This window comes from Pseudomonas putida (genome assembly GCF_050989985.1).
Taxonomy (GTDB): Bacteria; Pseudomonadota; Gammaproteobacteria; order Pseudomonadales; family Pseudomonadaceae; genus Aquipseudomonas; species Aquipseudomonas putida_AI.
The window spans coordinates 4,755,941-4,781,889 of the sequence record NZ_CP158815.1; the positions used below are offsets into that span (position 1 = coordinate 4,755,941).

The 25,949-nt window shown below is 57.0% G+C and carries 24 protein-coding genes and 1 tRNA gene; 15 read left to right on the plus strand and 10 right to left on the minus strand.

Annotated elements, in window-relative coordinates; translation table 11 throughout:
• The first annotated feature begins 1 nt into the window (after position 1).
• Positions 2-1,090, plus strand: a complete 1,089-nt coding sequence (locus ABTV29_RS21820) for an HlyD family secretion protein (RefSeq protein WP_433766733.1) — start codon at positions 2-4, stop codon at positions 1,088-1,090.
• Positions 1,091-1,139: 49 nt separating this feature from the next.
• Entirely contained in the window at positions 1,140-2,630 is a 1,491-nt protein-coding gene (locus tag ABTV29_RS21825) for an MDR family MFS transporter (protein WP_433771972.1), read from the plus strand.
• A 131-nt stretch (positions 2,631-2,761) separates the two neighbouring features.
• Here the strand turns inward: ABTV29_RS21825 and uvrB are convergent, their stop codons facing one another.
• Positions 2,762-4,777 (minus strand): excinuclease ABC subunit UvrB, encoded by a 2,016-nt coding sequence (gene uvrB / locus ABTV29_RS21830; protein ID WP_433766734.1) that lies wholly within the window; start codon positions 4,775-4,777, stop codon positions 2,762-2,764.
• Positions 4,778-5,126: 349 nt separating this feature from the next.
• Here uvrB and ABTV29_RS21835 point away from each other — a divergent pair, with 349 nt between their 5' ends.
• The 3 genes from ABTV29_RS21835 (at position 5,127) to ABTV29_RS21845 (ending at position 6,970) form a co-directional block, all read left to right on the plus strand.
• Entirely contained in the window at positions 5,127-6,323 is a 1,197-nt protein-coding gene (locus tag ABTV29_RS21835) for an amino acid aminotransferase (RefSeq protein WP_433766735.1), read from the plus strand.
• 239 nt (positions 6,324-6,562) lie between these two features.
• Positions 6,563-6,772 (plus strand): hypothetical protein, encoded by a 210-nt coding sequence (locus tag ABTV29_RS21840; RefSeq protein ID WP_433766736.1) that lies wholly within the window; start codon positions 6,563-6,565, stop codon positions 6,770-6,772.
• A gap of 122 nt (positions 6,773-6,894) precedes the next feature.
• Positions 6,895-6,970 (plus strand) — tRNA-Asn (locus tag ABTV29_RS21845).
• 136 nt (positions 6,971-7,106) lie between these two features.
• Here the strand turns inward: ABTV29_RS21845 and ABTV29_RS21850 are convergent.
• Complete coding sequence (locus ABTV29_RS21850; RefSeq protein ID WP_433766737.1) at positions 7,107-8,624, minus strand: nucleobase:cation symporter-2 family protein; 1,518 nt, start codon at positions 8,622-8,624, stop codon at positions 7,107-7,109.
• A gap of 244 nt (positions 8,625-8,868) precedes the next feature.
• Here ABTV29_RS21850 and ABTV29_RS21855 point away from each other — a divergent pair, with 244 nt between their 5' ends.
• Positions 8,869-9,150, plus strand: coding sequence for a BrnT family toxin (locus tag ABTV29_RS21855; RefSeq protein WP_433766738.1), 282 nt, complete (start codon positions 8,869-8,871; stop codon positions 9,148-9,150).
• A 3-nt stretch (positions 9,151-9,153) separates the two neighbouring features.
• Entirely contained in the window at positions 9,154-9,477 is a 324-nt protein-coding gene (locus ABTV29_RS21860; RefSeq protein ID WP_433766739.1) for a BrnA antitoxin family protein, read from the plus strand.
• A 64-nt stretch (positions 9,478-9,541) separates the two neighbouring features.
• On the opposite strand, the gene ABTV29_RS21865 is transcribed toward ABTV29_RS21860, so the two are convergent.
• Complete coding sequence (locus ABTV29_RS21865) at positions 9,542-10,369, minus strand: arylamine N-acetyltransferase family protein (protein ID WP_433766740.1); 828 nt, start codon at positions 10,367-10,369, stop codon at positions 9,542-9,544.
• 111 nt (positions 10,370-10,480) lie between these two features.
• Positions 10,481-11,275 carry an exodeoxyribonuclease III gene (gene xth, locus ABTV29_RS21870; RefSeq protein ID WP_433766741.1) on the minus strand — a complete coding sequence of 265 codons (795 nt, stop codon included), beginning with the start codon at positions 11,273-11,275 and terminating at the stop codon, positions 10,481-10,483.
• A gap of 125 nt (positions 11,276-11,400) precedes the next feature.
• Here xth and ABTV29_RS21875 point away from each other — a divergent pair, with 125 nt between their 5' ends.
• Both ABTV29_RS21875 and ABTV29_RS21880 read left to right on the plus strand, forming a co-directional pair.
• A complete protein-coding gene (locus tag ABTV29_RS21875; RefSeq protein WP_433766742.1) occupies positions 11,401-11,991 on the plus strand; it encodes a GNAT family N-acetyltransferase in 591 nt (196 codons plus the stop codon).
• Positions 11,992-12,229: 238 nt separating this feature from the next.
• Positions 12,230-12,565: a hypothetical protein gene (locus tag ABTV29_RS21880; RefSeq protein ID WP_433771974.1), complete on the plus strand. Its 336-nt coding sequence runs from the start codon at positions 12,230-12,232 to the stop codon at positions 12,563-12,565.
• 31 nt (positions 12,566-12,596) lie between these two features.
• Here the strand turns inward: ABTV29_RS21880 and ABTV29_RS21885 are convergent, their stop codons facing one another.
• Positions 12,597-14,006, minus strand: a complete 1,410-nt coding sequence (locus ABTV29_RS21885; protein WP_433766743.1) for a DUF1254 domain-containing protein — start codon at positions 14,004-14,006, stop codon at positions 12,597-12,599.
• A 199-nt stretch (positions 14,007-14,205) separates the two neighbouring features.
• On the minus strand, positions 14,206-15,957 hold the full coding sequence (locus ABTV29_RS21890) for a L,D-transpeptidase family protein (RefSeq protein ID WP_433766744.1): 1,752 nt from the start codon (positions 15,955-15,957) through the stop codon (positions 14,206-14,208).
• A gap of 83 nt (positions 15,958-16,040) precedes the next feature.
• Between ABTV29_RS21890 and ABTV29_RS21895 the strand changes: the two genes are divergently transcribed.
• A complete protein-coding gene (locus ABTV29_RS21895; RefSeq protein WP_433766745.1) occupies positions 16,041-16,745 on the plus strand; it encodes a murein L,D-transpeptidase catalytic domain family protein in 705 nt (234 codons plus the stop codon).
• 92 nt (positions 16,746-16,837) lie between these two features.
• The gene (locus ABTV29_RS21900) at positions 16,838-17,623 is read left to right on the plus strand and encodes a transporter substrate-binding domain-containing protein (RefSeq protein ID WP_433766746.1); all 786 of its coding nucleotides are present in this window, start codon (positions 16,838-16,840) and stop codon (positions 17,621-17,623) included.
• A 53-nt stretch (positions 17,624-17,676) separates the two neighbouring features.
• Here ABTV29_RS21900 and ABTV29_RS21905 read toward each other — a convergent pair whose 3' ends face one another.
• Positions 17,677-17,898, minus strand: coding sequence for a hypothetical protein (locus tag ABTV29_RS21905; RefSeq protein ID WP_433766747.1), 222 nt, complete (start codon positions 17,896-17,898; stop codon positions 17,677-17,679).
• A 459-nt stretch (positions 17,899-18,357) separates the two neighbouring features.
• On the opposite strand from ABTV29_RS21905, the gene ABTV29_RS21910 reads away from it, so the two are divergent.
• Positions 18,358-18,627, plus strand: coding sequence for a short-chain dehydrogenase (locus tag ABTV29_RS21910; protein ID WP_433766748.1), 270 nt, complete (start codon positions 18,358-18,360; stop codon positions 18,625-18,627).
• A gap of 238 nt (positions 18,628-18,865) precedes the next feature.
• Here the strand turns inward: ABTV29_RS21910 and ABTV29_RS21915 are convergent, their stop codons facing one another.
• On the minus strand, positions 18,866-19,999 hold the full coding sequence (locus tag ABTV29_RS21915) for a putative phage abortive infection protein (RefSeq protein ID WP_433766749.1): 1,134 nt from the start codon (positions 19,997-19,999) through the stop codon (positions 18,866-18,868).
• Between the two features lie 957 nt (positions 20,000-20,956).
• Here ABTV29_RS21915 and ABTV29_RS21920 point away from each other — a divergent pair.
• Both ABTV29_RS21920 and ABTV29_RS21925 read left to right on the plus strand, forming a co-directional pair.
• Positions 20,957-21,526 (plus strand): DUF4760 domain-containing protein, encoded by a 570-nt coding sequence (locus tag ABTV29_RS21920; protein WP_433766750.1) that lies wholly within the window; start codon positions 20,957-20,959, stop codon positions 21,524-21,526.
• A gap of 198 nt (positions 21,527-21,724) precedes the next feature.
• The gene (locus ABTV29_RS21925) at positions 21,725-22,639 is read left to right on the plus strand and encodes a hypothetical protein (RefSeq protein ID WP_433766751.1); all 915 of its coding nucleotides are present in this window, start codon (positions 21,725-21,727) and stop codon (positions 22,637-22,639) included.
• 224 nt (positions 22,640-22,863) lie between these two features.
• On the opposite strand, the gene ABTV29_RS21930 is transcribed toward ABTV29_RS21925, so the two are convergent.
• Positions 22,864-23,229, minus strand: coding sequence for a hypothetical protein (locus ABTV29_RS21930; protein ID WP_433766752.1), 366 nt, complete (start codon positions 23,227-23,229; stop codon positions 22,864-22,866).
• 275 nt (positions 23,230-23,504) lie between these two features.
• Here ABTV29_RS21930 and dusA point away from each other — a divergent pair, with 275 nt between their 5' ends.
• Positions 23,505-24,500: a tRNA dihydrouridine(20/20a) synthase DusA gene (gene dusA / locus ABTV29_RS21935; RefSeq protein WP_433766753.1), complete on the plus strand. Its 996-nt coding sequence runs from the start codon at positions 23,505-23,507 to the stop codon at positions 24,498-24,500.
• 96 nt (positions 24,501-24,596) lie between these two features.
• Here the strand turns inward: dusA and ABTV29_RS21940 are convergent, their stop codons facing one another.
• Positions 24,597-25,430 (minus strand): undecaprenyl-diphosphate phosphatase, encoded by an 834-nt coding sequence (locus ABTV29_RS21940; protein WP_433766754.1) that lies wholly within the window; start codon positions 25,428-25,430, stop codon positions 24,597-24,599.
• Between the last annotated feature and the right edge of the window lie 519 nt (positions 25,431-25,949).

The following is a 25,949-nucleotide window of genomic DNA, read 5'->3' on the forward strand; positions in this document are numbered from 1 at the left end:
CATGCCTGCCCAACTCAAGCGTCGCCTGTCCGTTTTCCTGTTGATTGTCCTGCTGATTGCCGGGGGCTTCTTCGCCCATTGGTTCTTCAAGGGGCGTTTTTATGAAAGCACCGACAACGCGTATGTCCAGGGCGAGATCACCCGCGTGTCGAGCCAGTTGGGCGCACGCATCGAGCAGGTGCTGGTGCAGGACAACCAGCACGTCGAGAAAGGCCAGTTGCTGATCCGGCTGGAAGGCGATGATTTCCGCCTCGCCGTCGACCGCGCCAACGCCACCCTCGCCACTCGCCAGGCCGAGCGCCTGCAGGCCCAGAGCAAACTGACGCAACAGGCCAGCCTGATTGCCGCCAGCGATGCGCAGGTCGCCTCCACCCAGGCCAGCCTGGGCCGCACGCAGATTGACCTGAACCGGGCCGAAACCTTGCGCAAACCCGGCTACGTGTCGGAAGAACGGGTCACCACCCTCTCCGCAGAATCCCATATCGCCCGGTCACAACTGAGCAAAGCCCAGGCCGATGCCCAGGCCCAGCGCCAGCAAGTCAACGCGTTGAGCGCCGAGATCAAGCGCCTCGACGCGCAGATCGCCAACGCCAAGGCCGACCTGGCCCAGGCCGAGTTGAACCTCACCCGCAGTGAAATTCACGCACCTATCAGCGGCCTGATCGGCCAGCGCGCGGCCCGTGAAGGCCAGTACGTGCAGGCCGGCGCTTATCTGCTGTCGATCGTGCCCGATGAAGACATCTGGATTCAGGCCAACTTCAAGGAAACCCAGATTGGCCACATGCAGCCCGGGCAGAAAGCCGAGCTGACCTTCGACGCCTACAGCGACACCCCGATCCAGGCCCGGGTCGACAGCCTGTTCGCCGCCTCGGGGGCGCAATTCAGCCTGTTGCCGCCGGACAACGCCACCGGCAACTTCACCAAGGTCGTGCAGCGGATCCCGGTCAAACTGACCTTTGCCGCCGACAATCCACTGCGCGGCAAGATCCGCCCGGGCATGTCGGTGACCGCCACCGTCAATATCAAGGACGCCCCTGAAGCAGTCACACCCAAGGTGAGCAGCAAAGACACCTCTGACGATGGCCGGTGATCAACTGATCCGCCCGGTCGGGGAACCGACCCGGCGGGACTGGATCGCGGTGATGAGCGTGATGCTCGGCGCCTTCATGGCCGTGCTCGATATCCAGATCACCAACTCATCACTCAAGGATATCCAGGGCGCGCTGTCGGCCACCCTCGAAGAAGGCTCATGGATTTCCACGTCCTACCTGGTGGCGGAAATCATCATGATCCCGCTGACGGCGTGGCTGGTGCAGCTGTTGTCGGCGCGGCGCCTGGCGGTGTGGGTATCCCTGGGCTTTCTCGTCGCCTCGCTGCTGTGCTCCATGGCCTGGAGCCTGGAAAGCATGATCGTCTTCCGCGCGCTCCAGGGCTTTACCGGTGGCGCGCTGATCCCGCTGGCGTTCACCCTGACCCTGATCAAGTTGCCCGAACATCACCGCGCCAAAGGCATGGCCATGTTCGCAATGACCGCCACCTTTGCGCCTTCCATCGGGCCGACACTCGGCGGCTGGCTGACGGAAAACTGGGGCTGGGAATACATTTTCTACATCAACATTCCGCCCGGCCTGATCATGATCGCCGGCCTGATGTACGGCCTGGAGAAGAAAGAAGCGCATTGGGAATTGCTGAAAAGCACTGACTACATGGGCATTGTCACCCTTGGCGTCGGCCTCGGCTGCCTGCAGGTGTTTCTGGAAGAAGGTCATCGCAAGGACTGGCTCGAATCGGACCTGATCGTGACGCTGGGCAGCATCGCCCTGATCAGCCTGATCACCTTTGTGATCGTGCAGTTTTCCAAGCCCAATCCACTGATCAACCTCGGCATCCTGGGCAATCGCAATTTCGGCCTGTCGAGTATTTCCAGCATCGGCATGGGGGTCGGCCTGTACGGTTCAATCTATCTGTTGCCGCTGTACCTGGCGCAGATCCAGAACTACAACGCCCTGCAGATCGGTGAAGTGATCATGTGGATGGGCGTACCCCAGTTGTTTCTGATCCCGCTGGTGCCCAAGTTGATGAAATATGTCTCGCCGAAATGGCTGTGCACGGTGGGTTTCGGCCTGTTCGGCCTGGCGAGTTTTTCTTCGGGCGTGCTGAACCCGGACTTCGCCGGACCGCAGTTCAATCAGATCCAGATCATCCGTGCGTTGGGGCAGCCGCTGATCATGGTCACCATCTCGTTGATCGCCACTTCGTACATCCTGCCGAAGGATGCGGGCTCGGCGTCGAGCCTGTTCAACATCCTGCGCAACCTGGGCGGCGCCATTGGCATCGCCCTCCTCGCCACGTTGCTGGATGCCCGGACCAAGACCTATTTCGATTACTTGCGCGAGTCCATTGTGCCGAGCAATCCGCAAGTGGCCGAACGCCTGGCGTCACTGACCGACAGGCTGGGCAGTGAAAATGCGGCGCTGGCCAAGCTCAGTGAAATCGCCCATCAGCAGGCGTCGATCATGGCCTACAACGATGCGTTTCATTTTGTCGGGATTGCGCTGGGGATCAGCATGTTGGCGGTGTTGCTGACCAGGACATTGCCGGCGGGGCTGAAGGCCGGGGAAGCACATTAAACCGAGGCGCCCCCATCGCGAGCAGGCTCGCTCCCACAAGGATTGAGGGTGGTCACAGGATTTGTGTACTGCCTCGAAACCTGTGGGAGCGAGCCTGCTCGCGATAAAGCCCGCACATTCACCGCAAAATCTCAGACCTCAATCAACCGCTCGCGCAACTTGGTAATCTCGTCGCGCATCTGCGCCGCGGCCTCGAATTCCAGGTCGCGGGCGAGCTGGTACATCTTCTCTTCCAACGCCTTGATGCGCTTGGCGACCTCGCCCGGCGAACGCAACTCGGCTTCGTACTTGGCGTTTTCCTCGGCCGCCTTGGCCATGCCCTTGCGCTTCTTGCTGCGCGAGCCCGGCACGGTGGCGCCTTCCATGATGTCGGCCACGTCCTTGGTCACCCCTTTGGGGACGATGCCATTGGCCAGGTTGAAGGCGATCTGCTTATCGCGCCGCCGCTCGGTTTCACCAATCGCCCGTTCCATCGACCCGGTGATGCGGTCGGCATACAGAATCGCCCGGCCATTGAGGTTACGCGCGGCGCGGCCAATGGTCTGGATCAGCGAGCGCTCGGAACGCAGGAAGCCTTCCTTATCAGCATCGAGAATGGCCACCAGCGACACTTCCGGCATGTCCAGACCTTCGCGCAGCAGGTTGATTCCCACCAGCACATCGAAGGTTCCCAGGCGCAAATCGCGGATGATCTCGACCCGTTCCACGGTGTCGATGTCCGAGTGCAGGTAACGCACCCGCACGCCGTGGTCGGCCAGGTAATCGGTCAAGTCTTCGGCCATGCGCTTGGTCAGCGTGGTGACCAGCACCCGTTCCTCCACCGCCACGCGCTTGGTGATTTCCGACAGCAAGTCGTCGACCTGGGTCAGCGCCGGACGGACCTCGATTTGCGGGTCCACCAGGCCGGTCGGACGCACCACCATGTCAATGACGCGCCCGGCGTGTTCGGCCTCATAGTTGCCCGGCGTCGCGGAGACGAAAATGGTCTGCGGGCTCACCCCTTCCCATTCGTCGAACCGCATGGGCCGGTTGTCCAGCGCCGATGGCAGGCGGAAGCCGTATTCCACCAGCGTCTCCTTGCGTGAGCGGTCGCCTTTATACATGGCGCCGACCTGCGGCACGCTGACATGGGATTCGTCGATCACCAGCAAGGCGTCGGCGGGCAGATAATCGTAGAGCGTCGGTGGCGCGGCACCGGCCGGCCGCCCGGACAAATAGCGCGAGTAGTTTTCGATACCGTTGCAATAACCCAGCTCGAGGATCATCTCCAGGTCGAAACGGGTGCGCTGCTCCAAACGCTGGGCTTCCACCAGTTTGTTGTTGGTGCGCAGGTACTCCAGGCGCTCCTGCAGTTCGACCTTGATGCCTTCAACGGCCTCGAGCAGGGTTTCCCGCGGCGTGACGTAGTGGCTTTTTGGATAAAAGGTGAAGCGCGGCAGCTTGCGCAGGACCTCTCCGGTGAGCGGATCGAATGCCGACAGGCTTTCCACTTCGTCATCGAACAACTCGATGCGGATCGCTTCAAAATCCGATTCTGCCGGATGGATATCGATCACATCGCCACGCACGCGGAAGGTCGCGCGGGCGAAATCCATGTCGTTGCGGGTGTATTGCAAATCGGCGAGGCGACGCAGCAATGCACGTTGGTCGAGCTTGTCGCCCCGATCCACGTGCAACACCATCTTCAGATAGGTTTCCGGGCTGCCCAGACCATAGATGCAGGACACCGTGGTGACGATGATGGCGTCCTTGCGCTCCAGCAGTGCCTTGGTGGCGGACAGGCGCATCTGCTCGATGTGATCGTTGATCGAGGCATCTTTCTCGATGAAGGTGTCCGAGGACGGAACGTAAGCTTCCGGCTGGTAGTAGTCGTAGTAGGAAACGAAGTACTCGACGGCGTTGTTCGGGAAAAACGCCTTGAATTCGCCGTACAGCTGCGCCGCCAGGGTCTTGTTCGGCGCCAGCACCAGGGTCGGGCGCTGCACCTGGGCAATCACGTTGGCGATGCTGAAGGTCTTGCCCGAGCCGGTCACACCGAGCAAGGTCTGGTGCGCCAGTCCGGCTTCGATGCCCTCGACCATCAGGCGGATGGCTTCCGGCTGGTCGCCGGCGGGCGCGAAACGGGTGACTAGCTGGAATTCAGACATGAAATCTCTCTCTGTTCTCGATGCAGCGATCGCCCCCACGCCGTCAAACCGGCAGGAACGGGAAAGGCCGCAAACGACTTACGCGCCCGAGGAAAATACTGGATTGTGCTGAATGTGGAGCCGATTGCCATCGCTTTCAAGGCAAACGTCCTACATCCGTTGAAGTCTTTGATTACGCCAATCGACTAACGGTCGATAAATATTCGGAAAAACTTGCGGTAAAAGCCAAATCGTCTGTCGCCATCAATCGCAGATGGCCTCTATACTAGCTCCCCGTTTGTGCACCGCTCTAGTGCATTCGGCTGGAGCGCCACACGTCCCTCCACTCTCCATTAGAGCTGCCGCAAAAATGAGCCTGTTCTCCGCTGTCGAAATGGCACCACGCGATCCAATCCTGGGCCTCAACGAAGCATTCAACGCCGATACCCGCACTGACAAAGTCAACCTGGGGGTCGGTGTTTACTGCAACGAGGAGGGGCGAATTCCACTCCTGCGCGCCGTTGTCGAAGCCGAGACGATTCGCGCTGCTCAACACGCTTCCCGTGGCTACCTGCCAATCGACGGCATTGCAGCCTACGACCAAGCCGTGCAAAAACTGCTGTTCGGCAATGATTCGCCGCTGATCGCCGCTGGCCGCGTCATCACCACCCAGGCAGTTGGTGGCACTGGCGCACTGAAAATCGGTGCCGACTTCCTCAAGCAACTGCTGCCGAACGCCGTCGTGGCGATCAGCGACCCGAGCTGGGAAAACCACCGCGCGCTGTTCGAAACCGCAGGTTTCCCGGTACAGAACTACCGCTACTACGACGCCGTGACCCACGACGTGAACCGCGCCGGCCTGCTGGAAGACCTGAACGCGCTGCCAAACGGCTCGATCGTTGTGCTGCATGCCTGCTGCCACAACCCGACCGGCGTTGACCTGAGCCCGGCGGACTGGAAAAACGTTCTGGAAGTCGTGAAAACCAAAGGTCACGTACCGTTCCTCGACATGGCCTACCAGGGCTTTGGTGACGGTATCGACGAAGACGCCGCTGCCGTGCGCCTGTTCGCCGAGTCGGGCCTGACCTTCTTCGTTTCCAGCTCGTTCTCCAAATCCTTCTCGCTGTACGGCGAGCGCGTTGGCGCCCTGTCGATCGTCAGCGAATCGAAAGAAGAAAGCGCCCGCGTACTGTCGCAAGTCAAACGCGTGATCCGTACCAACTACTCCAACCCGCCAACCCACGGTGCAACCATCGTGGCTGCCGTGCTCAACAGCCCGGAACTGCGCGCCCAGTGGGAAGCCGAACTGGCTGAAATGCGCCTGCGCATCAAGGGCATGCGTACCCAGATGGTCGACCTGCTGGCGAAAAACGCTCCGCAGCGCGATTTCAGCTTCGTCGGTCGTCAGTGCGGCATGTTCTCCTACTCCGGCCTGAGCGTTGAACAGGTTCACCGCCTGCGCAACGAGTTCGGCATCTACGCCCTGGACACCGGCCGCATCTGCGTGGCTGCGCTGAACCAGAGCAACATCAAGACTGTGACGGATGCGATTGTTCAGGTCATCTGAACCGTAGCCTGATACGAAAAACGGGAAGCCAGTCGGCTTCCCGTTTTTTATTTGGCGCAGATAAATCTCAACGCAGAGTCTGATCCCTCTAAACTTCATACAAATCCAATGTGGGAGCGGGCTTGCTCGCGAAAGCGTCAGTTCAGTCAATGATGTGTTGAGTTAACTATTGCTTTCGCGAGCAAGCCCGCTCCCACATTTGATTTGTGTACACCTTTTGAATTTCCAAGAGAACCAACATGAAAAACGACAACCTGCGCGCCGACCGCGACGACCTGGACGATCTGCACGACTTCATCCCCCGCGCCCCGGCCAAACGCGGCAATAACCTGGTGCTGCAAATCGCCGCCGGTGTATTTCTCGGTGGCCTGGCCCTGTGGCTGGTGCAACTGGGCGCCACGGTTCTGTACGCCAAACTGGCGGTGGCCACGATTACTTTCGGCGGCTAGGCCGGTTTGCTGTCGCTGCGGTAACCGTCAATCGCCGATAAACCACCGTTTATCCCGTGGAATCCGTCAATTTGCTATCGGACGCTTGACTTCTCTTTTTGAATCAGTAACATAGGCGCCATTCCGCGATAGCTCAGTTGGTAGAGCAAGTGACTGTTAATCACTGGGTCCCTGGTTCGAGTCCAGGTCGTGGAGCCAGACAGCAAAATCGAAAAGCCCCTGAATCGAAAGGTTCAGGGGCTTTTTTGTGGTCCTGCATAAATACCGGATTCTTTCGATCCAAAAAAAAGGCCGACCTGTCTCTCGACAGATCGGCCCTTTTCATCCGCGCATGTCAGACATGCTCACTGCTTTTGGCCAGTACCGGTCGCGGCTCCACCGCACCGTGCGCCGATTCCAACACCGGAATCTCCTTGCCGTCGCAGTCATGCAGCTTGCCGTCGCTGAAGTAATCCCCTTCGCGCAACGCCGCCAGATCCTGGTAACGAATGACCCGCTCGGTCCCTGCCGCAAACACCGATTGCTGATCGGAGTTACCGGCAGTCAGGTGGTTGAAGGCCAGGTTCAACACGATCGCCATGATCGCCGAGGAACTGATACCCGAGTGGAAAATCGTGGCGAACCAGCTTGGGAAGTGATCGTAGAAATTCGGCGCGGCGATCGGGATCATGCCGAAACCGATGGAGGTGGCGACGATGATCAGGTTGACGTTGTTGCGGTAGTCGACCTTGGACAGCGTGCGAATACCGCTGGCGGCCACGGTGCCGAACAGGACGATCCCGGCACCGCCGAGCACGGAGGTCGGCACGGCGGCAATGACCCGGCCCATGAATGGCAGCAGGCCGAGGAGCACCAGGAACAGACCGCCGGTGGCCACCACATAACGACTCTTGATCCCGGTTACCGCCACCAGCCCGACGTTCTGGGCGAAGGCGCTTTGGGTGAAAGAACCGAAGATCGGCGCGATCATGCTCGACAGCATGTCGGCACGCAGGCCGTTGCCCAAACGCTTGGAGTCGACCTTGGTCTCGATGATTTCACCGACCGCCAGGATGTCCGCCGAGGTTTCCACCAAGGTCACCATGACCACGATGCACATCGACAGGATCGCGGCGAAATGGAAGGTCGGCAGGCCGAAATGGAACGGCGTGGGGAAACCGAACATCGGGCCCTGGGTGACAGACGAGAAGTCCGCCATGCCGAGGAACACCGCGACGATCGTACCGATGACCATGGCCAGCAGGATCGACAGGCGGGAGATGGTCGCGCTGCCGATCTTGCTCAAAAACAGCACCAGTACCAGCGTCATCGCGGCCAGGCCGATATTGGCCATGCTGCCGAATTCCGGGGAATGGCTGTTGCCGCCCATGGCCCAGCGCGCGGCCACCGGCATCAACGTCAGGCCGATGGTGGTGATCACGATGCCCGTGACCAGCGGTGGAAAGAACTTGGTGATTCTGGAGAACACCGGCGTGATCAGCAGGCCGATCAGCGACGCCGCAATCACCGCCCCCAGAATCGCCTGGAAGCCGCCCTCACCTCCCGTGCTGACAATCGCCACCATGGTCGCGACACCGGAGAACGACACGCCCTGTACCAGCGGCAACTGACATCCGAAAAACGGCAGACCCAGGGTTTGCAGCAACGTGGCCAGCCCCCCCGCAAACAATGAAGCAGCAATCAACAAACCAATGTCCGCCGGCGACAGCCCGGCAGCCTGACCAATGATCAAAGGCACCGCGACGATGCCACCGTACATGGTCAGAACATGTTGCAGGCCGTAAGCCATATTCGCGCCGATCCCAAGATTTTCGTCTTCGGGCCGTTGGTGTGAAACATGGGGCGTTTTCATGTTAGGGGGTTCCCTGGTTTTTGTTATGCGCACACTGTATTCAAGATCAGAGACAAAAGTCTATAGAGTTGTATACAACTTACTCGTCAAGTTATGAACGGTCAGTCATGCAGACTGTATGCCAGTACGCTTCAAACCTTGAAATACATCCCCCCGCCCCATTTTCCTCCCCCCGCTAGTCTTTCGAATTCCTGACGACCATCGGTCGCAGCCACCCCTTTCATATACATATAAAGTATGCATAATGAAGTCATTCGAAATTCAATATCACAAGGCAAAGAACGCGGCGAACAAACTCAAGCACCGCGGCATCAGCCTGGCTGAGACGGAGCCGGTTTTCCATGACGAACGCGCCCTCACCTTCCTGGACGATCACCATGATGAACAGCGCTGGATCATCATGGGACTTGATGGCAAAGGTCGATTGCTGGTGGTTGCGTATACCTGGCGTGACCCGAATTTCGTGCGAGTTATTTCGGCGCGCCTCGCCAGCAAAAACGAGCGCCGCCAGTATCAAGAGGCCTGACCGATGAAAGACGAATATGACTTCAGCCATGCCAAGCGCGGAGCGGTTGCTTCCAGCAAAGGCAAAACCCGAATCACCATCATGCTCGATGATGTCGTCATCGAGGCTGCACGCGCGCTGGCGGAAAGCGAGGGATATGGTTACCAGACCGCAATCAACAACACCCTGCGCCGAGCCCTGCTGGCTGCGCCGGAAAAAGCAAAGCCCGAAGCTGCCGGACATCTCAAGCGGAACGTCACGACTTCCGAGTTGAAAGCCCTGGAGAAAAAACTTTCAGAAGCGCTCAGGGAAATTCATCGTGTGATGGAACCCGAAGCGCAGCCCTAGGACGAGCACAAAAAAGGGGCAGATTGATTCAATCTGCCCCTTTTTTGTATGCACGATCAAACGCTTAGTGCGGCTCGATCAAGCGCTGGAGGGTGTTGATCAATTTCCCGTGATCCGGCACTCGAATGCCGAATTCACGCTCCAGCACGGCAATCAGTTCAGATACATCGGCCAGTTCCCGGCGCTCACTGTCCTGGCCCAGGCGATGGATCGCGAAACTGCCGTTGTTAAGCGTACGGCGCCAGCCCTCCCCGGTCCGCGCCACCATCAGTTGCCGGGTGAAGGACGAGTCGGGATGGGTCGAGACGTACCAGTTGCCGATGGTGTAATCGATGTCTTCCTGGCGTTGCAGGTCGAAGATGTACATCTGCCGCCACTCGTCCCCGACCCTGGCGCGCAGCGTATATCCGTCGGCGTGCTGCTCGATGCGATAGGGTTCATGGGGCGTGGATTGCTCTTCACGGCTATCGAGCAGCAGCGGTGCGGTGGGGACCATGCCACCGAAACCGACATCGCTGATGTATCGCTCACCGTCCAGGGTCACCAGGCTCAAGCGATGGGTGCGAGCCGGCCAGGCGCCTTCTGGCTGGCCGATGACCACGCGCCCGCTGATGCCCCGCGCTTCAAAACCCAGCTCCTGAAGCAATGCCAGGTACAGATTGTTGAGTTCGTAGCAGTACCCTCCGCGCCCACCGTGCAGGACTTTGCGTTCGATCGAAGGTAGGTCGATCAGCACCGGTTCACCCGACAGCGTGGTGAGGTTTTCAAACGGGAAGACGCCGGTGTGGCGCAGTTGCAGTTGACGCAGGGTTTCCAGGGTCGGCGCCGGGGGCGCATCGAAACCCAGGCGTTGCAGGTAAAGCGCGGGGTTGGTCAGGCGTGGCTCGCTCATCGTTCAGTCCTTGTGTACGCAGGCGCGGATCGTTCCGCCAGTGGGCGCTATGTATAAAGGATGAACCGATGCCGCTGACAATTGATTTAGCCAATCGCCCGGCGAACGGCCTCAGCGGCGCTTGCGCGAGCCCAGTTGAATCCAGGTGGGCGCATGATCGCTGGCATGGGGTTCGTTGCGTACCCAGGCATCGACGCCCGCGTCCTGCAAGTAAGGACTCGACACCGGGTTGAGCAGCAGATGATCGATGCGCAGCCCGAAGTTCCTTTGCCAGTGCTGGCGAAAATAATCCCAGAAGGTGTAGATGCGCTCCTCCGGGTACACGTGCCGCAGGGCATCGGTCCAGCCCTGGTCCAGCAGGCGTTGATAACACTCACGACTCTCCGGTTGCAGCAACGCATCCTTGAGCCACGAGCGCGGGTTGTAGATATCCAGATCGGTGGGCACCACGTTGTAGTCACCGGCCAGCACCACCGGGTGCTCGCTGCCTTGCAGCGTTTGCGCATGGCGGATAAGCCGCTCGAACCACGCCAGTTTGTAGTCGAATTTCGGTCCGGGTTGCGGGTTGCCATTGGGCAGATACAGGCAACCGACGAGTACTCCGTGCACCGCCGCCTCCAGATAACGGCTTTGGCTGTCGCTGTCATCGCCCGGCAATCCTCGCCGGCTTTCCAGCGGCTGCGCATCCCGCGCCAGAATCGCCACGCCGTTCCACGACGCCTGCCCCTGCCAGATCGCGCCATAGCCGATGGCTTCCAGCTCGGCGGCGGGGAACGCACTGTCGACCGACTTGAGCTCCTGCAAGCAGGCGATATCCGGTTTCTCACGCTCAAGCCACGCCAGCAGGTTCGGCAGCCGCGCGCGCATGCCATTGACGTTGAAGGTCGCGATTTTCAGCTTTTTCATGGCCACCGATCCCTTTGGCTGGGTCTCTAGCCTGTGACCGCTTTGCGTGTGGGTGGTTGCGTCGGCGGTCCCGGGTACGGCGTAATAGACGCCCACGCCCGATCTGCCTGCCGAGAAAGACCTAGATGACCGATACCGTCTTACAGGGCCGCCGAATCAGCCTGCGCCCGCTGCAATATGCCGACGCCGACGCCCTGGTACATGCCGCTGCCGATGGAGAACTGTGGAACCTGACGGTCACCGTCGTACCCTCCGTCACCACCGTCGACGCCTACCTGAAAAAAGCCCTCGATGGTCGCGAGGCCGGGACGGTGCAGCCCTTCGTCATTGTGCTGAAGGACAGCGGTGAAGTGATCGGCTCAACCCGCCTGTGGAAAATCGACCCGCTCAACCGCAAGCTGGAAATCGGCAGCAGCTGGATCTCGGCACGCTGGCAGAAAACCTTCGTCAACACCGAAGCCAAGTACCTGCTGCTACGCCACGCCTTCGAGGAACTGGACTGCGTGCGGGTGCAATTCACTACCGACGAAAACAACCAGGCCTCGCGCAAGGCGATCCTGCGCCTTGGTGCGCAGCAGGAAGGTATCGTTCGCCACGAGCGCATCATGCCGGATGGGCGCAAGCGCAATTCAGTGCGGTTCAGCATCATTGATGAGGAATGGCCGCAGGTGCGACAGCAGCTGGAGGAGAAGCTGGCGGGATATGACCTTCGCTAAACCCCGAACTTCTGTAGGAGCGAGCCTGCTCGCGATGGACGTCAACGATGACGCGGGCTGTCTGGATGAACCCATTGTCTGTATTTTTTTCGCGAGCAGGCTCGCTCCTACAATTGAATAGGCACATCCGCGAAATAAGGTTTGCAGTGCCCTCTGCACCACTCGTCATCGCGCCGGCACCAATCCCCCCTCCACCCACACCAACTTCAGGTAACCACTTATTTTCCGGGGAGGCTCCCTGATGAAGATCAAAATCACTTCGCTGTTACTCGCCGGGTTGTTGTCCGCAACCTCACTGCTCACCGTCGCCGCTTCCAATGACGATGCCGATGTAACGCGCCCCAAGCCCCGCGCAACCGGCGGCCCGGTCATGCCGCCCGACAACACCCCCGCCTCGCCTTCAGGTGGCAACGCGGGCGACGGCGGCGCGACCGGGTCGTCAAGCGGCAGTGCCGGTAGCGCCAGCGGCGCTGGCTCAGGTTCGGGCGCAGGCGGCGGTACCGGCTCGGCCGGCGGCGGGACGGGTGGTGCCGGTGGCGGGACAGGCAGCTGGACGAACAAAGGCGGCCAATGATGAATCATCAGCGGCCACCTCTACTGGCAGATCACTGCATCTGCTTGACCGGTGGCGGGTTCCACTTGCCGTTCAAGGCTTCGGCCTTCGGCCCATATAGGCGCATGGTCAGGTTGAACGCCCCCTTGGGCGCCGGCAGCCAGTTAGCCTCAAGATCCTTGCCCGGGCTTTCATTCTGGAAGTAGATGTCCAGCGATCCATCGGCATTGTTCTTGAACGGCATCCAGCTGCTGACTGCAAAACGATTGAGGCCATTGGCGACCTGGAAGCCTTCGGGGTCATAGAGCGTGATCGACCAGAACGCGTTCACCGGTGGCGCTTCGCCCTTGTCGAAATGCAGCACGTATTTGTTCGCGCCATCCAGGGGCTTGCCGTTGGCGTCGCCTATGTTCAACGGATAAATCGCGTCCTCAGGCAGGTTGGCACCAAGCCCAAGCTGAGCCACGATCGCGCGCTTGAGGTAGTAATTGCCGTAGACCCCCATGGTGTCGGTGTTCATCGACCAGCCGTTGACCACCCGCGCCAGGGTTTCCACTTTCCAGTTCATCAGCGCCTGCGCGTCCTTCGGCGCGGTTTCCAGGGCGGCTTTGATCTCGGGATCCAGCGCATCCATGTTGAATGACTTGCCCGGCTCAATGCCCAATCGCTTGATCTGCGCCAGCATCGGTTGATCGGTGCTGTGGGCCGGATGAACCTTGAGCAACTCCGCGGCGTAGGCGAAGTAGTTGGTAGCCGACATGGAGTCGACCTGGATCTTCGGCGGTGTCTTCATGTCCACCGACGGGTCGATCTTGGCGCTCACCGGCTCAGCGCCTTTACCCAGCCGCGACAACGGCGTCACGGTGTAACCGGCCTGGATCTTGTGCACCGCCGCATAATCGGCGGCGCCATCGGTTTTGGTGCGACCGATGATCCAGACGTAAGGCGTCGGGGCCGGCAGATGCTGCAACCCGGCTGGCACCGTGCCGGTCCAGCCCGGCGGCGTCACCAGGAACTGCGAGGCCTCGGTGCCCGTGGTGCGCCAGCCCGGCGAGGCGAACACGTCGCTCCACATGTCGAGCATCGGCAGCAAGTAGAAACGCCCGGCCGTGTCCGGTGCGGCAATCACCAGCGGCTCCTTCGTCAAATCGAGCCAGGCAATGGAATACAGGGTGTCGAAGTTCGAGCGCACCACACCCTTGAAACTCGCTGGCGGATATTCCGGAACGCTCACGAACATATTCATCGGGCCTTTACCGAATTCCTTGCCCGGTTCGATGTTGGTGAACTGCTTGCGGGTGATGTCCATGGTCAGCAGCGGATAGAAATACACATAGGCATCCACGCCAATGGCGTGGGCTTCCTCAGATGTGAGTTTCGATTGAGCCTGCGCGGCAAACGGCAGCATGGCGGTGGCGGCAACGGTCAGAGCAACGGCTGTCAATGCTTGAGTTATCAACATATAGGCGATCGTCCGTGCGTAGGAGAGATCTGCCGGGTTTGGCAGAGCTACCAGAACTCTAGACGATCATTTGAAGCCGTTTTGACAGCTGGACAGCCGGCTTGCGGGACCTGTATCACGCCCGAAACACCTAACCATTGGTTGCTCGGTCGCAGCGGGTCAGGCGCGTCACTCCCGAATTCGACACGCCTCCTGCCGGCTACTGCTGACGTTGCCCGGTGACCACCATGGCTGTTTCGCCCCCCGGCAACGCCAGGGCGGGCAATTTCGACGGCATGTTCAACTGCTGCAACACCGGCGTGTCGTAACCATAAACATCCGGTTTAAACGCCACCCGCCCCTCGCTCCCCATATCCACTGTCCAATAGGCCAACAGCACGGGCACCCTGACCGGGAGCTTGATGTTTTCGGTTCGGCCATTGGCCAGTTGTTTCTGAATGCCCTCGCTGTTCCAGCGCACCGGGTCGTTGAACAGCAATTCGACCAGTTGCAGCGGGTTTTCTACCCGGATACAGCCGGAGCTGGTGGTGCGAATGGACTTGGCGAACAGCTCGCGATGCGGCGTGTCGTGCAGATAAATCGCGTAGTCGTTGGGAAACCGAATCACCACCCGCCCCAGCGAGTTTTCCGGGCCGGCATCCTGGCGCAAGGTCAGGCCACGGGCGTTGTACCAGTCGACGGTGGACGGATCGAGCACATTGCCCGCCCGATCCAGCACCCGGATCCGATTGGCCGCCAGGTAATCGGGGTTCTGTTGAATCTTGGGCAGCATGTCCTTGGTCAGGATCGTCGGCGGCACGGTCCAGGTGGGGTTGAAGGTGATGTAGGTGATTTCGGACTGAAACACCGGCGTGCTGCGGATCGGCTTGCCCACCTGCACCCGGGAACGCCAGACCGGCTGGCCGTCACGGTACAAGACCACCTTGTAACCGGCGATATCGACCACGACAAAGGTGCCACGCAGCTTGTACAGCAACCACCGGGCGCGCTCCAGGTTGACCCGGACCTGATCGATCCGTGCCTCCACAGGCACATTCAGCATCGCCAGAGTCGCCGCCCCGGCCACGCCATCGGCGCCCAGGTACTGCTCGGCCTGATATTTCTTCACCGCCGCGATGACTTTGTCGTCGTAACTGCTGCGCTTGCTCGCGTGCGGCTCCAAATAACCACCGGCCACCAGGCGCGCGCGCAACTGCGCAACCGCCGGCCCTTCCATGCCCGGCTTGAGCGACTGCCCTTCGGCGACCTTCGGCCAACCACCGGCATCGCGAACCTGACGCAACCGTGCCAGGGCCTCACGCATGCTGCCATACACCGCCTCCTGCGGCGGCGCCTGAGCAAACGCGCTGGCCACCTCGTGTTGATCGAGGGCGGCAAAGAAGCTGTTCACATCCTCCCGGGGATCGACCCCGACCGGATCGAAGTTCCAGTGAAAATCCAGCCGGGATGGATCAACCTTGCCGCGCCGCAATTGCAGCAAGGCGGTGATGTAGGTGCGGGTCAGGGCGATATCGAACGCTGCCGATTGCGCCGGGGTAGGCGCACTGGCCTGCAGCAGCACTTGCGCCTCGGCCAATTCGGCGCCGCGATAATCGGCAGGGTTCAAGCCGTCGGCCGCAGTGCCGTTCAAACCCTTGAGCAACTGAGTGACATCACGCCCATCGGTCCAGGCGGGGCGAAAATTACGATGAGCGTAAAAGTCGAGAACGACGCGGTTGATGTCCGCACGTTGATGCTTGCGCGAGGTGATCAGGGGTGGAAACGCCGATTGCAGGGGTTCGAGCATCGCCTGAATGCCCTGGCCGACCACATCATCGGGCGCTGCGGACAATTCGCTCGTTTTCGGAGATAGCGGCACGATCGGCGACGTTTCGCCAAGTGCAGTGCCGCTGATCAGAAAGACCATAAACAAACCGCGGCTTATGACGAATAACCTTGTTAATTGCACCATGGATAATCCCTAATCTCCCACAAATCAAAAAGCTAGCGTGGAAACCGCTGCTAGACTCGACATATTCCTGATGAGATTTACATATGGCGCTACATCGCTTTGGCTTGCAACTCACAGCGCTGCTGTTGACGTCGGCCTTCATAACCACAGCCTACGCCGAATCGCTTGAAATCGCGCTGGCCAAAGCCGCCCCTAACGCCAATGCCAAGGTCATCGCCCTGGCCGTCCGCGCAACACAATGCACCCGTGCCCAGGGCGCGGTTGCGCCGCAAAGATTAGCAGTGATCGATTACTCCCTGCCCTCGACCGAACAGCGTTTGTGGGTGTTCGATCTGAAAAAACGCAAGTTGCTGTTCCACGAACTCGTCGCCCATGGCCGCAACAGCGGCGAAAACATGGCCACCCAGTTCTCCAACCAGAACGAAAGCTTCGCCACCAGCCTCGGCCTGTTCCGCACCCAGGAAAGCTACCGCGGCCAGAACGGCTATTCCCTGCGCATGGAAGGCCTGGAACCGGGCTTCAACGATAACGCCTTCGACCGGGCAATCGTCATCCACGGCGCGCCATACGTCAGCCCGGTCCTGGCTCGCGCCAACGGCCGCATCGGCAGGAGCCTCGGCTGCCCGGCAGTCCGCCCGGCCATTGCGCACAAGCTGATCGACTCGATGAAAGATGGGCAGTTGCTGTTTTCCTACTACCCGGACCAGCGCTGGTTGAAGTCTTCTTCCTACATTAACTGTGGGAGCGGCACCGTGGCGTCGTCGGAGAAGACCACGAAGCGCCAGTAAAGCCTTGTCAATGCGGCTTGCGTGATGACGATCGGGAAGTTGTTTCACTACACTCCCCGGTCCAAACCACAGATCACAAAAGCCCGATAACAATGGACAAGATCAAAAGCACCCTGATGCTCGGTGGCCTGCTCGCCCTCTCAATGGGCGCTCAGGCACAGGACGGCGCGACCCACCTGGACAGCGTCATCCAACAAGGCCAGCTGCGCGTCTGCACCACCGGCGACTACAAGCCCTACACCTTCAAGGCCGAGGACGGCGAGTACTCCGGCATCGACATCGCCATGGCCCGCTCACTGGCCGACAGCCTCGGCGCCAAGGTCCAATGGGTGCCCACCACCTGGAAAACCCTGATGCCCGACATGCTCGCCGGCAAATGCGACATCGCCATGGGCGGCATCTCGGTCACCCTGGAACGGCAGAAAAAAGCCTTCTTCAGCACCACCCTCGACGTCGACGGCAAAATCCCGCTGGTGCGCTGCGAAGACCAGGCCAAATACCAGACCATCGACCAGATCAACCAACCCGGCGTACGCCTGGTCGAACCCGCCGGCGGCACCAACGAAGCCTTCGTCCACGCCTTCCTGCCAAAGGCGCAACTGCAACTGCACGACAACGTGACCATCTTCGAGCAACTGCTGGAAAAGAAGGCGGACGTGATGATCACCGACGCTTCGGAAGCGCTGTACCAGCAGAAGCTCAAACCGGGACTGTGCGCGGTGAACCCGACGCAATACATGCAGTACGGCGAGAAGGCGTACCTGCTGCCGCGGGATGACATGACCTGGAAGTTGTATGTGGACCAGTGGCTGCATTTGGCCAAGGTCACGGGCGGCTACCAGAAAATCCTGGGCCAGTGGATTGCGGTGCCCAAGTAATACCTCTACTTAAACGCAAACGGTGGACATCACTCCACCGTTTGCGTCATCGATCAATCATCATGCAACAGACCCGAACCGTACTCGCCGTAACTGCTGCCGAGCGCACTGCCGTGGAAGTTCATTTTGTTGGGGTTGCTGTTGGTGGGGCCCGGGCCGAATCCGCTGGGTTGCACGTTGTCGTAGGAATAATCGTGATGGGTGCCTGCACCGGAGCAGGCGCTCAGTAGGACAGCACCACTGATCAGGGCGATCTTGAGGAGGGTTGAGGTCATTTTTGGAGTTCCTGTGGTGCGAGGCGTGGTGGTTGGGCTTGTGTGTTCATCCTAGGTCGGGGGACTGGTGGGGATTATGAAATCTGGTGGGGTGACAGCGTTGGTTCAGCTTTTGTTGAAGAAGGGACAGTTAATCAAATAGAGCAGCGTCCTACATTACCTTGGGAAATGTCCGTACACTCCGCCATTGCTGCGTTTTTGTTACGAGGTCTATAGTCCCGACGCGCCCAAATAGCGCAATCGGGTTTGGCGACTCGACAACAACGACTCAGAAACCTCCGAGATTTTCGGGGCGTGACTGAACGCACATGGCTACCTCTTTTTTGGTAGCTGTGCGTGGGAGATCTTCGGATCTGCCGGTTCTACCGTTGTCCGGTTCGCCAACCCGCGTACAGCTACCACCCTATTGTTTGGCGACGATTGAGTGGTAGGACTTAGGCCTACAAACGGTAATCACTCATGAATGAATACATGGCTTTAACCAGCAACGCCGACGACCTTCCCTCGCTATACGTCAACACCAACCAACCCCTGCACTCCCTGCTCAGCACCGCCATCTACCGAATCCAGGCCGTGACGCAAATCCTCGAAAACCTCGCCATGCGGGGAGACATCACCACCGACTCAGTGATTCTCAGCGACTTTGCGTTGCTATGTTGTGTGCCACTGCGTGATGGGTGTGATGTGTTGGATGTGATTGCGCGGCGGATGGATGCTGAGACGGTGTGATGTAAAAAGGGCGTCCTGCATGGACGCCCCTTGGCTTCATACATAAAAATTGATCAACAACAGTACCAATAAGCTATATCCATGAGTACAAAAAACTCACTACAAACTTGTTCACTCGAAAGTAAGAGCCGTCAGGATAACTGAATAATTTAGTTGTGATTAATACTCACTAAAAAATTGCTCTAGGCATTGAGCATCAATCAAGCAGATTCGCACACCCTTGACTTGAGCTGAAAATTTACGAATGAGGAAACACACTTCCAAATGCTGAGGCCCCCTTCAGCTTTTGAAAATCCCTAATTTCGTCATCAGATATATTTTCGTAATCTGCGTAAGCAGTCACTCCGTAGACCCCAACCCAATTCCATTCACCGCTAATAAAATTAGTTCGATCTAGATGCTTCAACAAGGAAAACTTCTGCACATAATACCTTAAATCAGAACCAGACGAAGTAAGACAATTAAAATACAACAATTTTAGCTCATCATCTGATAACTGCGCGCGCAGTATGTTGCAATATTGTCGACGCTGAAAATACTCCAACCTTAGAAGCCGCTTTGACTTCCTTCCTCGCTCAACCCCATCATCAGAAATTTCAATCTTAAAATTATCTATCAACTTAAGCAACTGATACATATTTCGATAGTACTGAGATACTGCTATCTTGCTACTGCCATTCATAACCTCGTTTATAGCAAGCTTCAAACTCATTAAACCTTGACGTGTTTGCTCTTCTCGCAGCCTCAACTGAAGTTCATAAGAGTGGGCTGGCCGGGCAGGCTTTAGCCCAAGAGCCGAGACCTGTGCTCTATAGTTAGCGTGGGATCGTTTAAGTATTCGGGCTACTATCTCCTCAAAACCGTCGACCTTTACATCAGAAACTGGCCCTCTAACTCTATCTGTCAATCTATTATGAACATCCAGCAATCGAAACATTACAGACTCAAAGTTCTGCCTTTCAAATACTGCTGTTTGCTTATCTTGGATTCTATTCGCAATCCGGGTTTCTTCTCTCGCCTCCTTCAATTCGTGACTTTGCATTTTTATGGTAAAAAGAACCGCAATTAGAGCCATAAAACTAAGTAACGGATTTAGTACCCCGCCAAAAAAATCTCCTATTTGGCCCATATACTCAAGATGTTTTGGATTTGAGAACCCAAGCATTGGGAAGTCTACATTTACAGCAACCTTCAACCATAATACAAATGCTACAAACAAAATCAAAAAAACGCTTACAGCAAGAAACGCCGGAGCAAAACGTACCCACGAAAACTTTTCCACAACAAAAAACCAAGTGCGGAGACATTTTATTTTTATTTTTTCATTGCGGAGTATCCGGGCATACTCAGCACCCAATTTCTTCATATCCATTTTTTAAATTTCACCTCAAACAACTTAATCAAACACTAAAACTTACCTGCGTTTTCACTCGAGCATCCAGCTGGCAAATGCTATCTAATAGCCACTACCGCGTCTACGAGCAAATTTGCTTTATTCCTAAACATTCCGCTCCAGCAAACCATTTCCCTCAAGCACCATCTAGCAATTTGCTCAGCACTCACGAACTCCCGCTCACCCCAACTGCATAAGAACGCCAACGATTGTCTTCAATCCACGTATGCCCATTCTGACGCTCCCGGCGGGTTGAACATACTAAAGTCGCGAGCAACCACACCCAAAAACCTCGACAGCTATAATATCGCCCGTATCAGCCACATTCTATTTTGATTAGCGCGACAGTTACTTTAAAAGATTCTCGACCTCACAGAGAAATTTAAGACGGCCACCTTTAGTGAAAAGAGACAGATTCATTATTAAGTTTTCAGAAACAAAACCACTCCCCCCTACACGCCCATGTAGGTAGCGCCATAAACTTTCCAAAACTGAACATACCAGTAAATTATACGCGCAAATCGCAACACCCCATTAAAAACCTACCCACTTACGAACAAACCAAAAGCGGTCGCTTTAGTCGGCGCGCTACCCTTTTGAACAACAAACCATATAATGATCAACCTGACTCGTTATCGCAAAATATAAGCACTCACACTCGAGCACTGCTAAACTACATGATGAGTTTAGATATATTAACAACATCAGACCCGCGCAATAACAAAACGTCATTACAACTATGTCAAATAATTATACTCAAACCCATGCAAGCTTAAACACTGAAGCTATATTAGAGTCTTCACCAACGGTAAATTGAGGAAACACCATACCTTAATCAGTCAGCGTAATGTGCAATGGTGGTGTTTGCGCCACCTTCACTCCCGGCATTGCGGTGATATAAGGTCTCAATATATCAGCGAGCGTAAAGGAGAATATATGGACGCACAGTTCTGGGCTACGATTGTTGCGCCAATCGTACAGGCCGCAACATCTATTGCAGGCGTTGTGGGCCTGCTTCTCGTTTGGTATCAAGTCAGGATTACAAACGCATGGAACAGAGCCACAACACAGCACGCGCTTTTATCCAATCTTCCATCATTTGAACTTGAAGAGCGTGTATGGAAAATATTGGAACCATTACCGAAAGATGACCATTGGCGGCTTAAGTCAGATGCCTGCAGTATCTTGTACAAAAACATCACCGATTGGGTTGCGGTGAAAACGTACTTAAACAAGCACGAACAACTCTGTGCCGCAGTGTGTGCTAACGCGGTCAACGAGAGATACGCGTATGATGTACATGGAGCAAAAATAGTCGATACCTTTTTAACGTTTGAAAAATACATTGAGTATGCGCGCTCGCAAGCAGAAGACATCACGATCTATTTGGAACTGGAGAAAGTCGCAACCAAGTGGAGTGAGTTAGCACAGACAGAGAAGGCTTCAGTCAATGCGCAGCAAGCAGCGCTAAAGGCATCAAGAGGAACGAAAGACGCTGTCGGTTGAATGAAAAATATGATATTTCCAATTTTCAATGCACCACATATCGAGATTAGACCTATCTCTTTTTTCGTTCACCCCACTTTTTCTACGTTCGGACACAGGTTTCTGAGGATTTCTAGTCGCACATTTGGAGCTGCTATATAAACAGGCAACCATGTCCAACCATGAAATGACACCGACGCCGCCCTGGCCGGAGGCAACATGCCCGAGCCCAAATCGCCCGCTGCTTCGCCAATTAGCCCGCCTGCTCCTGTGGCGAACAAAACCGACCCATGGGAAAAGCTAAGAACAATCTCCTCGGTCATTGCCGCAATCGTCATTCCCGTCGCCGTCGCCTGGGTGGGCAATGATTTCTCGAAGGCGCTCAAAGAGCGGGAAATCCAGGGCAAGTTCGTTGAGCTGGCTGTTCAGATTTTGCGGGAGGAGCCCAGCAAGCAGGCAGCAGGGCTTCGCGACTGGGCGACGGAAGTCCTCAATAAATACTCCGGCGTACCGTTCTCGGCGGAGACTAAGAAAGCGTTGATCGAGAGCACGCCTTTGCCGTCCGGCTTCGAACGATACGAGGGAAGGACATCGCTCGGAAACGTTGAGCCAGGGGATGGGGCGAAGTTTCACGGGCGAGGCTATCTGTTGATCACGGGACGTGCGTTGTATCAACGCTACGGAGCTTCGTTGGGAATTGACCTGATTTCGGATCCCGACAAGGCCGCGGAGCCGGCGGTGGCCGCTGCGATCCTGGTGCGCTTTTTCAAAGACAAGGAAGCTCAATTCGCGCAGGCGCTTGCGCAAAACGACCTGGCTCGTGCGGGGCGCTTGGTGACCGGAGGTACGGCACAGCTGCAACAGAGAAACCAGCGTTACTCCGCCTATCTCGAGTGGCTCCAGAACCCTGAGCCCGATCTGCACAAGATTGCTGGCGTAACCAATCCCGCCTGGCCGACCAAACACCTGCCCATACTGATTGCGGAGCTGGACGAGCAGCAGATCGACGATCCGAAACTGCGCGCCTACATTCTCGCCGCGGCGGATTTCGAGACGATGCAAGGGCGAGTCATGGAGGAGAAACCTTCTCGCTTTACGTCGAGTCCGACAACAGACGCAAGTACAGAGCAATAAGTCCAAGCCCCAATTATTGGATTCTGAATATCCAAAACAAATTTGCCTATTTGGCACGCCCCATTTTTGATCCAGCGTCAATACCTCAACAACTCAATACGCCGATATGGGCAAAGTGGAACACTCATTAACCTTGGCTCGCGAGCGGCTAATTGGCGTCCCAACTTACAATCTATTTTCAGGCTACCAACGACTTTTTAGAGTTGCTGCAATCACTTTCGCACCTAATACGGGCTAACTCCAAAAGTTGCAAAAGTGAAAGGCGGCTTGACCGGCTCCACGGGCCGCACGGATGGATTGGGCAGCGCTCCGCTGACAGTGCCTGCTACAGCCAATATCAATCCGTTCACGAAAAACCTAGGTGTAGGCATGAGCATGCCGCTCTCACTGGAGGTTTTCACGAAAAGATTCGCCACGTCACAAAGTCGCACTTCATTTGATCCTGCACCTGAGTCAATAGCCACAAGCGTGCCATTACCTCCATGTGAAACAAACTTCCCAGCATAGATTTGACCAGATTTTACTTCGAGCTGAATTGAATCCCCTGGCTCCAAGCTCAATGTAACTTGCCCTTCGGCCTGCATTTTCATTTTAAATAACCTCCAATCTCCAAGTAGACTTCAGCGTGTCACCGTTATTTAAATCGGCCTACTGTCACAAATAACAGAACTTAAGAGTTAATAGAAATAAGGCTCTCTTTTTTTATGAGACAAAAAACGGAAAAGGTCAGTTTTCTCGCAGTGATTTAGTCATGCCCCCTTCTCTCGTGCACTGCTCTTGAGCATCATCCCTAAGCCCCCAAGCCCCACACCCCCATTCCTGTTAAACTCCCCCACCTCCCAGCCTCACCGATTCCAGATCCCCAATGTCCGCATCCATCGCCACACCCGCCCCACTCTCTCGCCGCTTTTCCGTTGCCCCGATGATGGATTGGACGGATAGACACTGCCGCTACTTCCTGCGCCTGCTGTCGAAAAACGCCCTGCTCTACACCGAAATGGTCACCACCGGCGCCCTGCTGAACGGCGACCATGACCGTTTCCTGCGTCACGACGAGGCTGAGCATCCGCTGGCGTTGCAGTTGGGTGGCAGTGTTCCGTTGGATCTGGCCGCTTGTGCGCGCATGGCTCAGGAGCATGGTTACGACGAGGTGAATCTGAATGTCGGCTGCCCGAGCGATCGGGTGCAGAACAATATGATTGGCGCGGTGTTGATGGGGCATCCGCAGTTGGTGGCCGATTGTGTGAAGGCGATGCGCGATGCGGTGTCGATTCCGGTGACGGTGAAGCATCGCATCGGGATCAACGGCCGCGACAGTTACGAGCAGTTGTGTGATTTCGTCGGCACGGTGCGTGAGGCCGGGTGCACGAGCTTTACGGTGCATGCGCGGATTGCGATTCTGGAGGGGTTGTCGCCGAAGGAGAACCGCGAGATCCCGCCCCTGCGTTATGACGTGGCGGCGCGGTTGAAGGCGGATTTTCCCGATCTGGAGTTCATACTCAACGGCGGGATCAAGACGCTGGAGGCGTGCCATGAGCATTTGCAGACGTTCGATGGTGTGATGCTGGGGCGCGAGGCGTATCACAACCCTTATGTGATGGCGCAAGTGGATCAGCAACTGTTCGGCAGCACGGCCCCGGTGATCAGCCGCGCCGAGGCGCTGGCGCAGCTGCGTCCTTATATAGCGGCACACCTCGATGCTGGCGGTGCGATGCACCACATCACGCGACATGTGTTGGGGCTCGGTACCGGGTTTCCGGGGGCGCGCAAGTTTCGCCAGTTGTTGTCGGTGGATATCCACAAGACCAAGGAACCGCTGGCGTTGCTGGATCAGGCGGGTGCGTTGCTTGAAGGGCGTTGATTCTCGTTGTTCGTGAAAACGCGGGCATTCAGGGAGCCCGCGTTATCGTTGTTCTCCATCGCGAGCAAGCTCGCTCCTACAGTAGAGCCGTGCAGGTCAGGCAGCCGCAGCAGCTGTCCAGTTCACCCAGCCGAAGATCCAGGTTGCCAGGATCAGCAATCCGAAGGCGATGCGATACCAGGCGAACGCGGCGTAGCTGTGGTTGGCAATGAACTTGAGCAAGCCGCGTACGGCGATCATTGCGAAAAGGAATGCGGTCACGAAGCCCGTGGCGAATACCGCCAGGTCGCCGGCCTGGAACAGATCCCGATATTTGTAGCCCGAGTACACCGCCGCTCCGACCATGGTGGGCATCGCCAGGAAGAATGAGTACTCGGTGGCCGCCTTGCGCGACAGGCCGAAGAGCAAGCCACCAATGATGGTGGACCCGGAGCGGGAAGTGCCGGGGATCATCGCCAGGCATTGCGCGAAGCCCACTTTCAGCGCGTCGGACCAACGCATGTCGTCGACATGGTCGATATGCACCACGTGCTCGCGCCGCTCCGCCCACAGCATCACAATGCCGCCCACCACCAGCGCGACCGCCACAGTGATCGGGTTGAACAGGTATTGGTGAATTTTGTCCGCGAACAGAACGCCCAGCACCACCGCCGGCAGAAAACCGATCAGCAGGTTCAGCGTGAAGCGTTGTGCATTGCGTTGGCTGGGCAAGCCTTTGACGATATCGAATATCTTGCGTCGGAACTCCCAGACCACGGCAAGGATAGCGCCCAACTGAATAATGATATTGAACGCCATGGCGCGTTCGCCGCCGAATTCCAGCAAGTCCGCGACGATAATCTGGTGCCCCGTACTGGAGATGGGCAAAAACTCTGTCAGGCCTTCTACGGCGCCTAATATCAACACCTTTATAAGGGTCAAGAAATCCATTAATCCTCTCTCAGGCCACTTTTACCGGGCGACCCGCTGATTGCATTCAGGTGTTGAGCAACTAAGAAAGAAGCCGGCGCGTGCATCTACTGGCCGATTTCAGCAGCGCAGAATAGGCCTTATCAAATAAGCCGCTCAAGGCTTGTTAATAATCGTCCGGGTATTGGGTTTTAAAAAACCGGAATTAACGGGTAGAAACTGCTGCGCCGGAGAGCAAATGTGATCGAATTCACAATCACTCGAAAATTGAGGGAAAAGGCCATTTGCCCTGAACTGAAAATCAGGGGTCAGACAGTGGCAAAAGGACATAAAAAACGCTTTTCGGTAATTACAAAATAGTGGCACAATCTCATATTGCCACCATCTAACGAGGCTATTTCACTAGTTCAGTCAGCCGAGAAAATCAACTAAAACCTTGAAAAGCTTAGTTATTGTTAAAAAACTCGGGACCCACGTCTGATTTCCGCGTGAATGTTACCAATTGTCAGTCACAGATGAGAACCGGTGCTTTAACATCCC

Excerpts from the sequence above, each read along its gene's own strand:
- dusA (WP_433766753.1), top strand. The coding sequence starts at position 23,505 with ATGTCCGCATCCATCGCCACACCCGCCCCACTCTCTCGCCGCTTTTCC.
- ABTV29_RS21940 (WP_433766754.1), bottom strand. The coding sequence starts at position 25,430 with ATGGATTTCTTGACCCTTATAAAGGTGTTGATATTAGGCGCCGTAGAA.
- ABTV29_RS21875 (WP_433766742.1), top strand. The coding sequence starts at position 11,401 with ATGACCGATACCGTCTTACAGGGCCGCCGAATCAGCCTGCGCCCGCTG.
- ABTV29_RS21835 (WP_433766735.1), top strand. The coding sequence starts at position 5,127 with ATGAGCCTGTTCTCCGCTGTCGAAATGGCACCACGCGATCCAATCCTG.
- ABTV29_RS21920 (WP_433766750.1), top strand. The coding sequence starts at position 20,957 with ATGGACGCACAGTTCTGGGCTACGATTGTTGCGCCAATCGTACAGGCC.
- ABTV29_RS21905 (WP_433766747.1), bottom strand. The coding sequence starts at position 17,898 with ATGACCTCAACCCTCCTCAAGATCGCCCTGATCAGTGGTGCTGTCCTA.
- ABTV29_RS21865 (WP_433766740.1), bottom strand. The coding sequence starts at position 10,369 with ATGAGCGAGCCACGCCTGACCAACCCCGCGCTTTACCTGCAACGCCTG.
- ABTV29_RS21890 (WP_433766744.1), bottom strand. The coding sequence starts at position 15,957 with ATGGTGCAATTAACAAGGTTATTCGTCATAAGCCGCGGTTTGTTTATG.
- ABTV29_RS21840 (WP_433766736.1), top strand. The coding sequence starts at position 6,563 with ATGAAAAACGACAACCTGCGCGCCGACCGCGACGACCTGGACGATCTG.
- uvrB (WP_433766734.1), bottom strand. The coding sequence starts at position 4,777 with ATGTCTGAATTCCAGCTAGTCACCCGTTTCGCGCCCGCCGGCGACCAG.
- ABTV29_RS21925 (WP_433766751.1), top strand. The coding sequence starts at position 21,725 with ATGCCCGAGCCCAAATCGCCCGCTGCTTCGCCAATTAGCCCGCCTGCT.
- ABTV29_RS21820 (WP_433766733.1), top strand. The coding sequence starts at position 2 with ATGCCTGCCCAACTCAAGCGTCGCCTGTCCGTTTTCCTGTTGATTGTC.
- ABTV29_RS21860 (WP_433766739.1), top strand. The coding sequence starts at position 9,154 with ATGAAAGACGAATATGACTTCAGCCATGCCAAGCGCGGAGCGGTTGCT.
- ABTV29_RS21895 (WP_433766745.1), top strand. The coding sequence starts at position 16,041 with ATGGCGCTACATCGCTTTGGCTTGCAACTCACAGCGCTGCTGTTGACG.
- ABTV29_RS21910 (WP_433766748.1), top strand. The coding sequence starts at position 18,358 with ATGAATGAATACATGGCTTTAACCAGCAACGCCGACGACCTTCCCTCG.
- ABTV29_RS21930 (WP_433766752.1), bottom strand. The coding sequence starts at position 23,229 with ATGAAAATGCAGGCCGAAGGGCAAGTTACATTGAGCTTGGAGCCAGGG.
- ABTV29_RS21885 (WP_433766743.1), bottom strand. The coding sequence starts at position 14,006 with ATGTTGATAACTCAAGCATTGACAGCCGTTGCTCTGACCGTTGCCGCC.
- ABTV29_RS21900 (WP_433766746.1), top strand. The coding sequence starts at position 16,838 with ATGGACAAGATCAAAAGCACCCTGATGCTCGGTGGCCTGCTCGCCCTC.
- xth (WP_433766741.1), bottom strand. The coding sequence starts at position 11,275 with ATGAAAAAGCTGAAAATCGCGACCTTCAACGTCAATGGCATGCGCGCG.
- ABTV29_RS21915 (WP_433766749.1), bottom strand. The coding sequence starts at position 19,999 with ATGGATATGAAGAAATTGGGTGCTGAGTATGCCCGGATACTCCGCAAT.
- ABTV29_RS21850 (WP_433766737.1), bottom strand. The coding sequence starts at position 8,624 with ATGAAAACGCCCCATGTTTCACACCAACGGCCCGAAGACGAAAATCTT.
- ABTV29_RS21855 (WP_433766738.1), top strand. The coding sequence starts at position 8,869 with ATGAAGTCATTCGAAATTCAATATCACAAGGCAAAGAACGCGGCGAAC.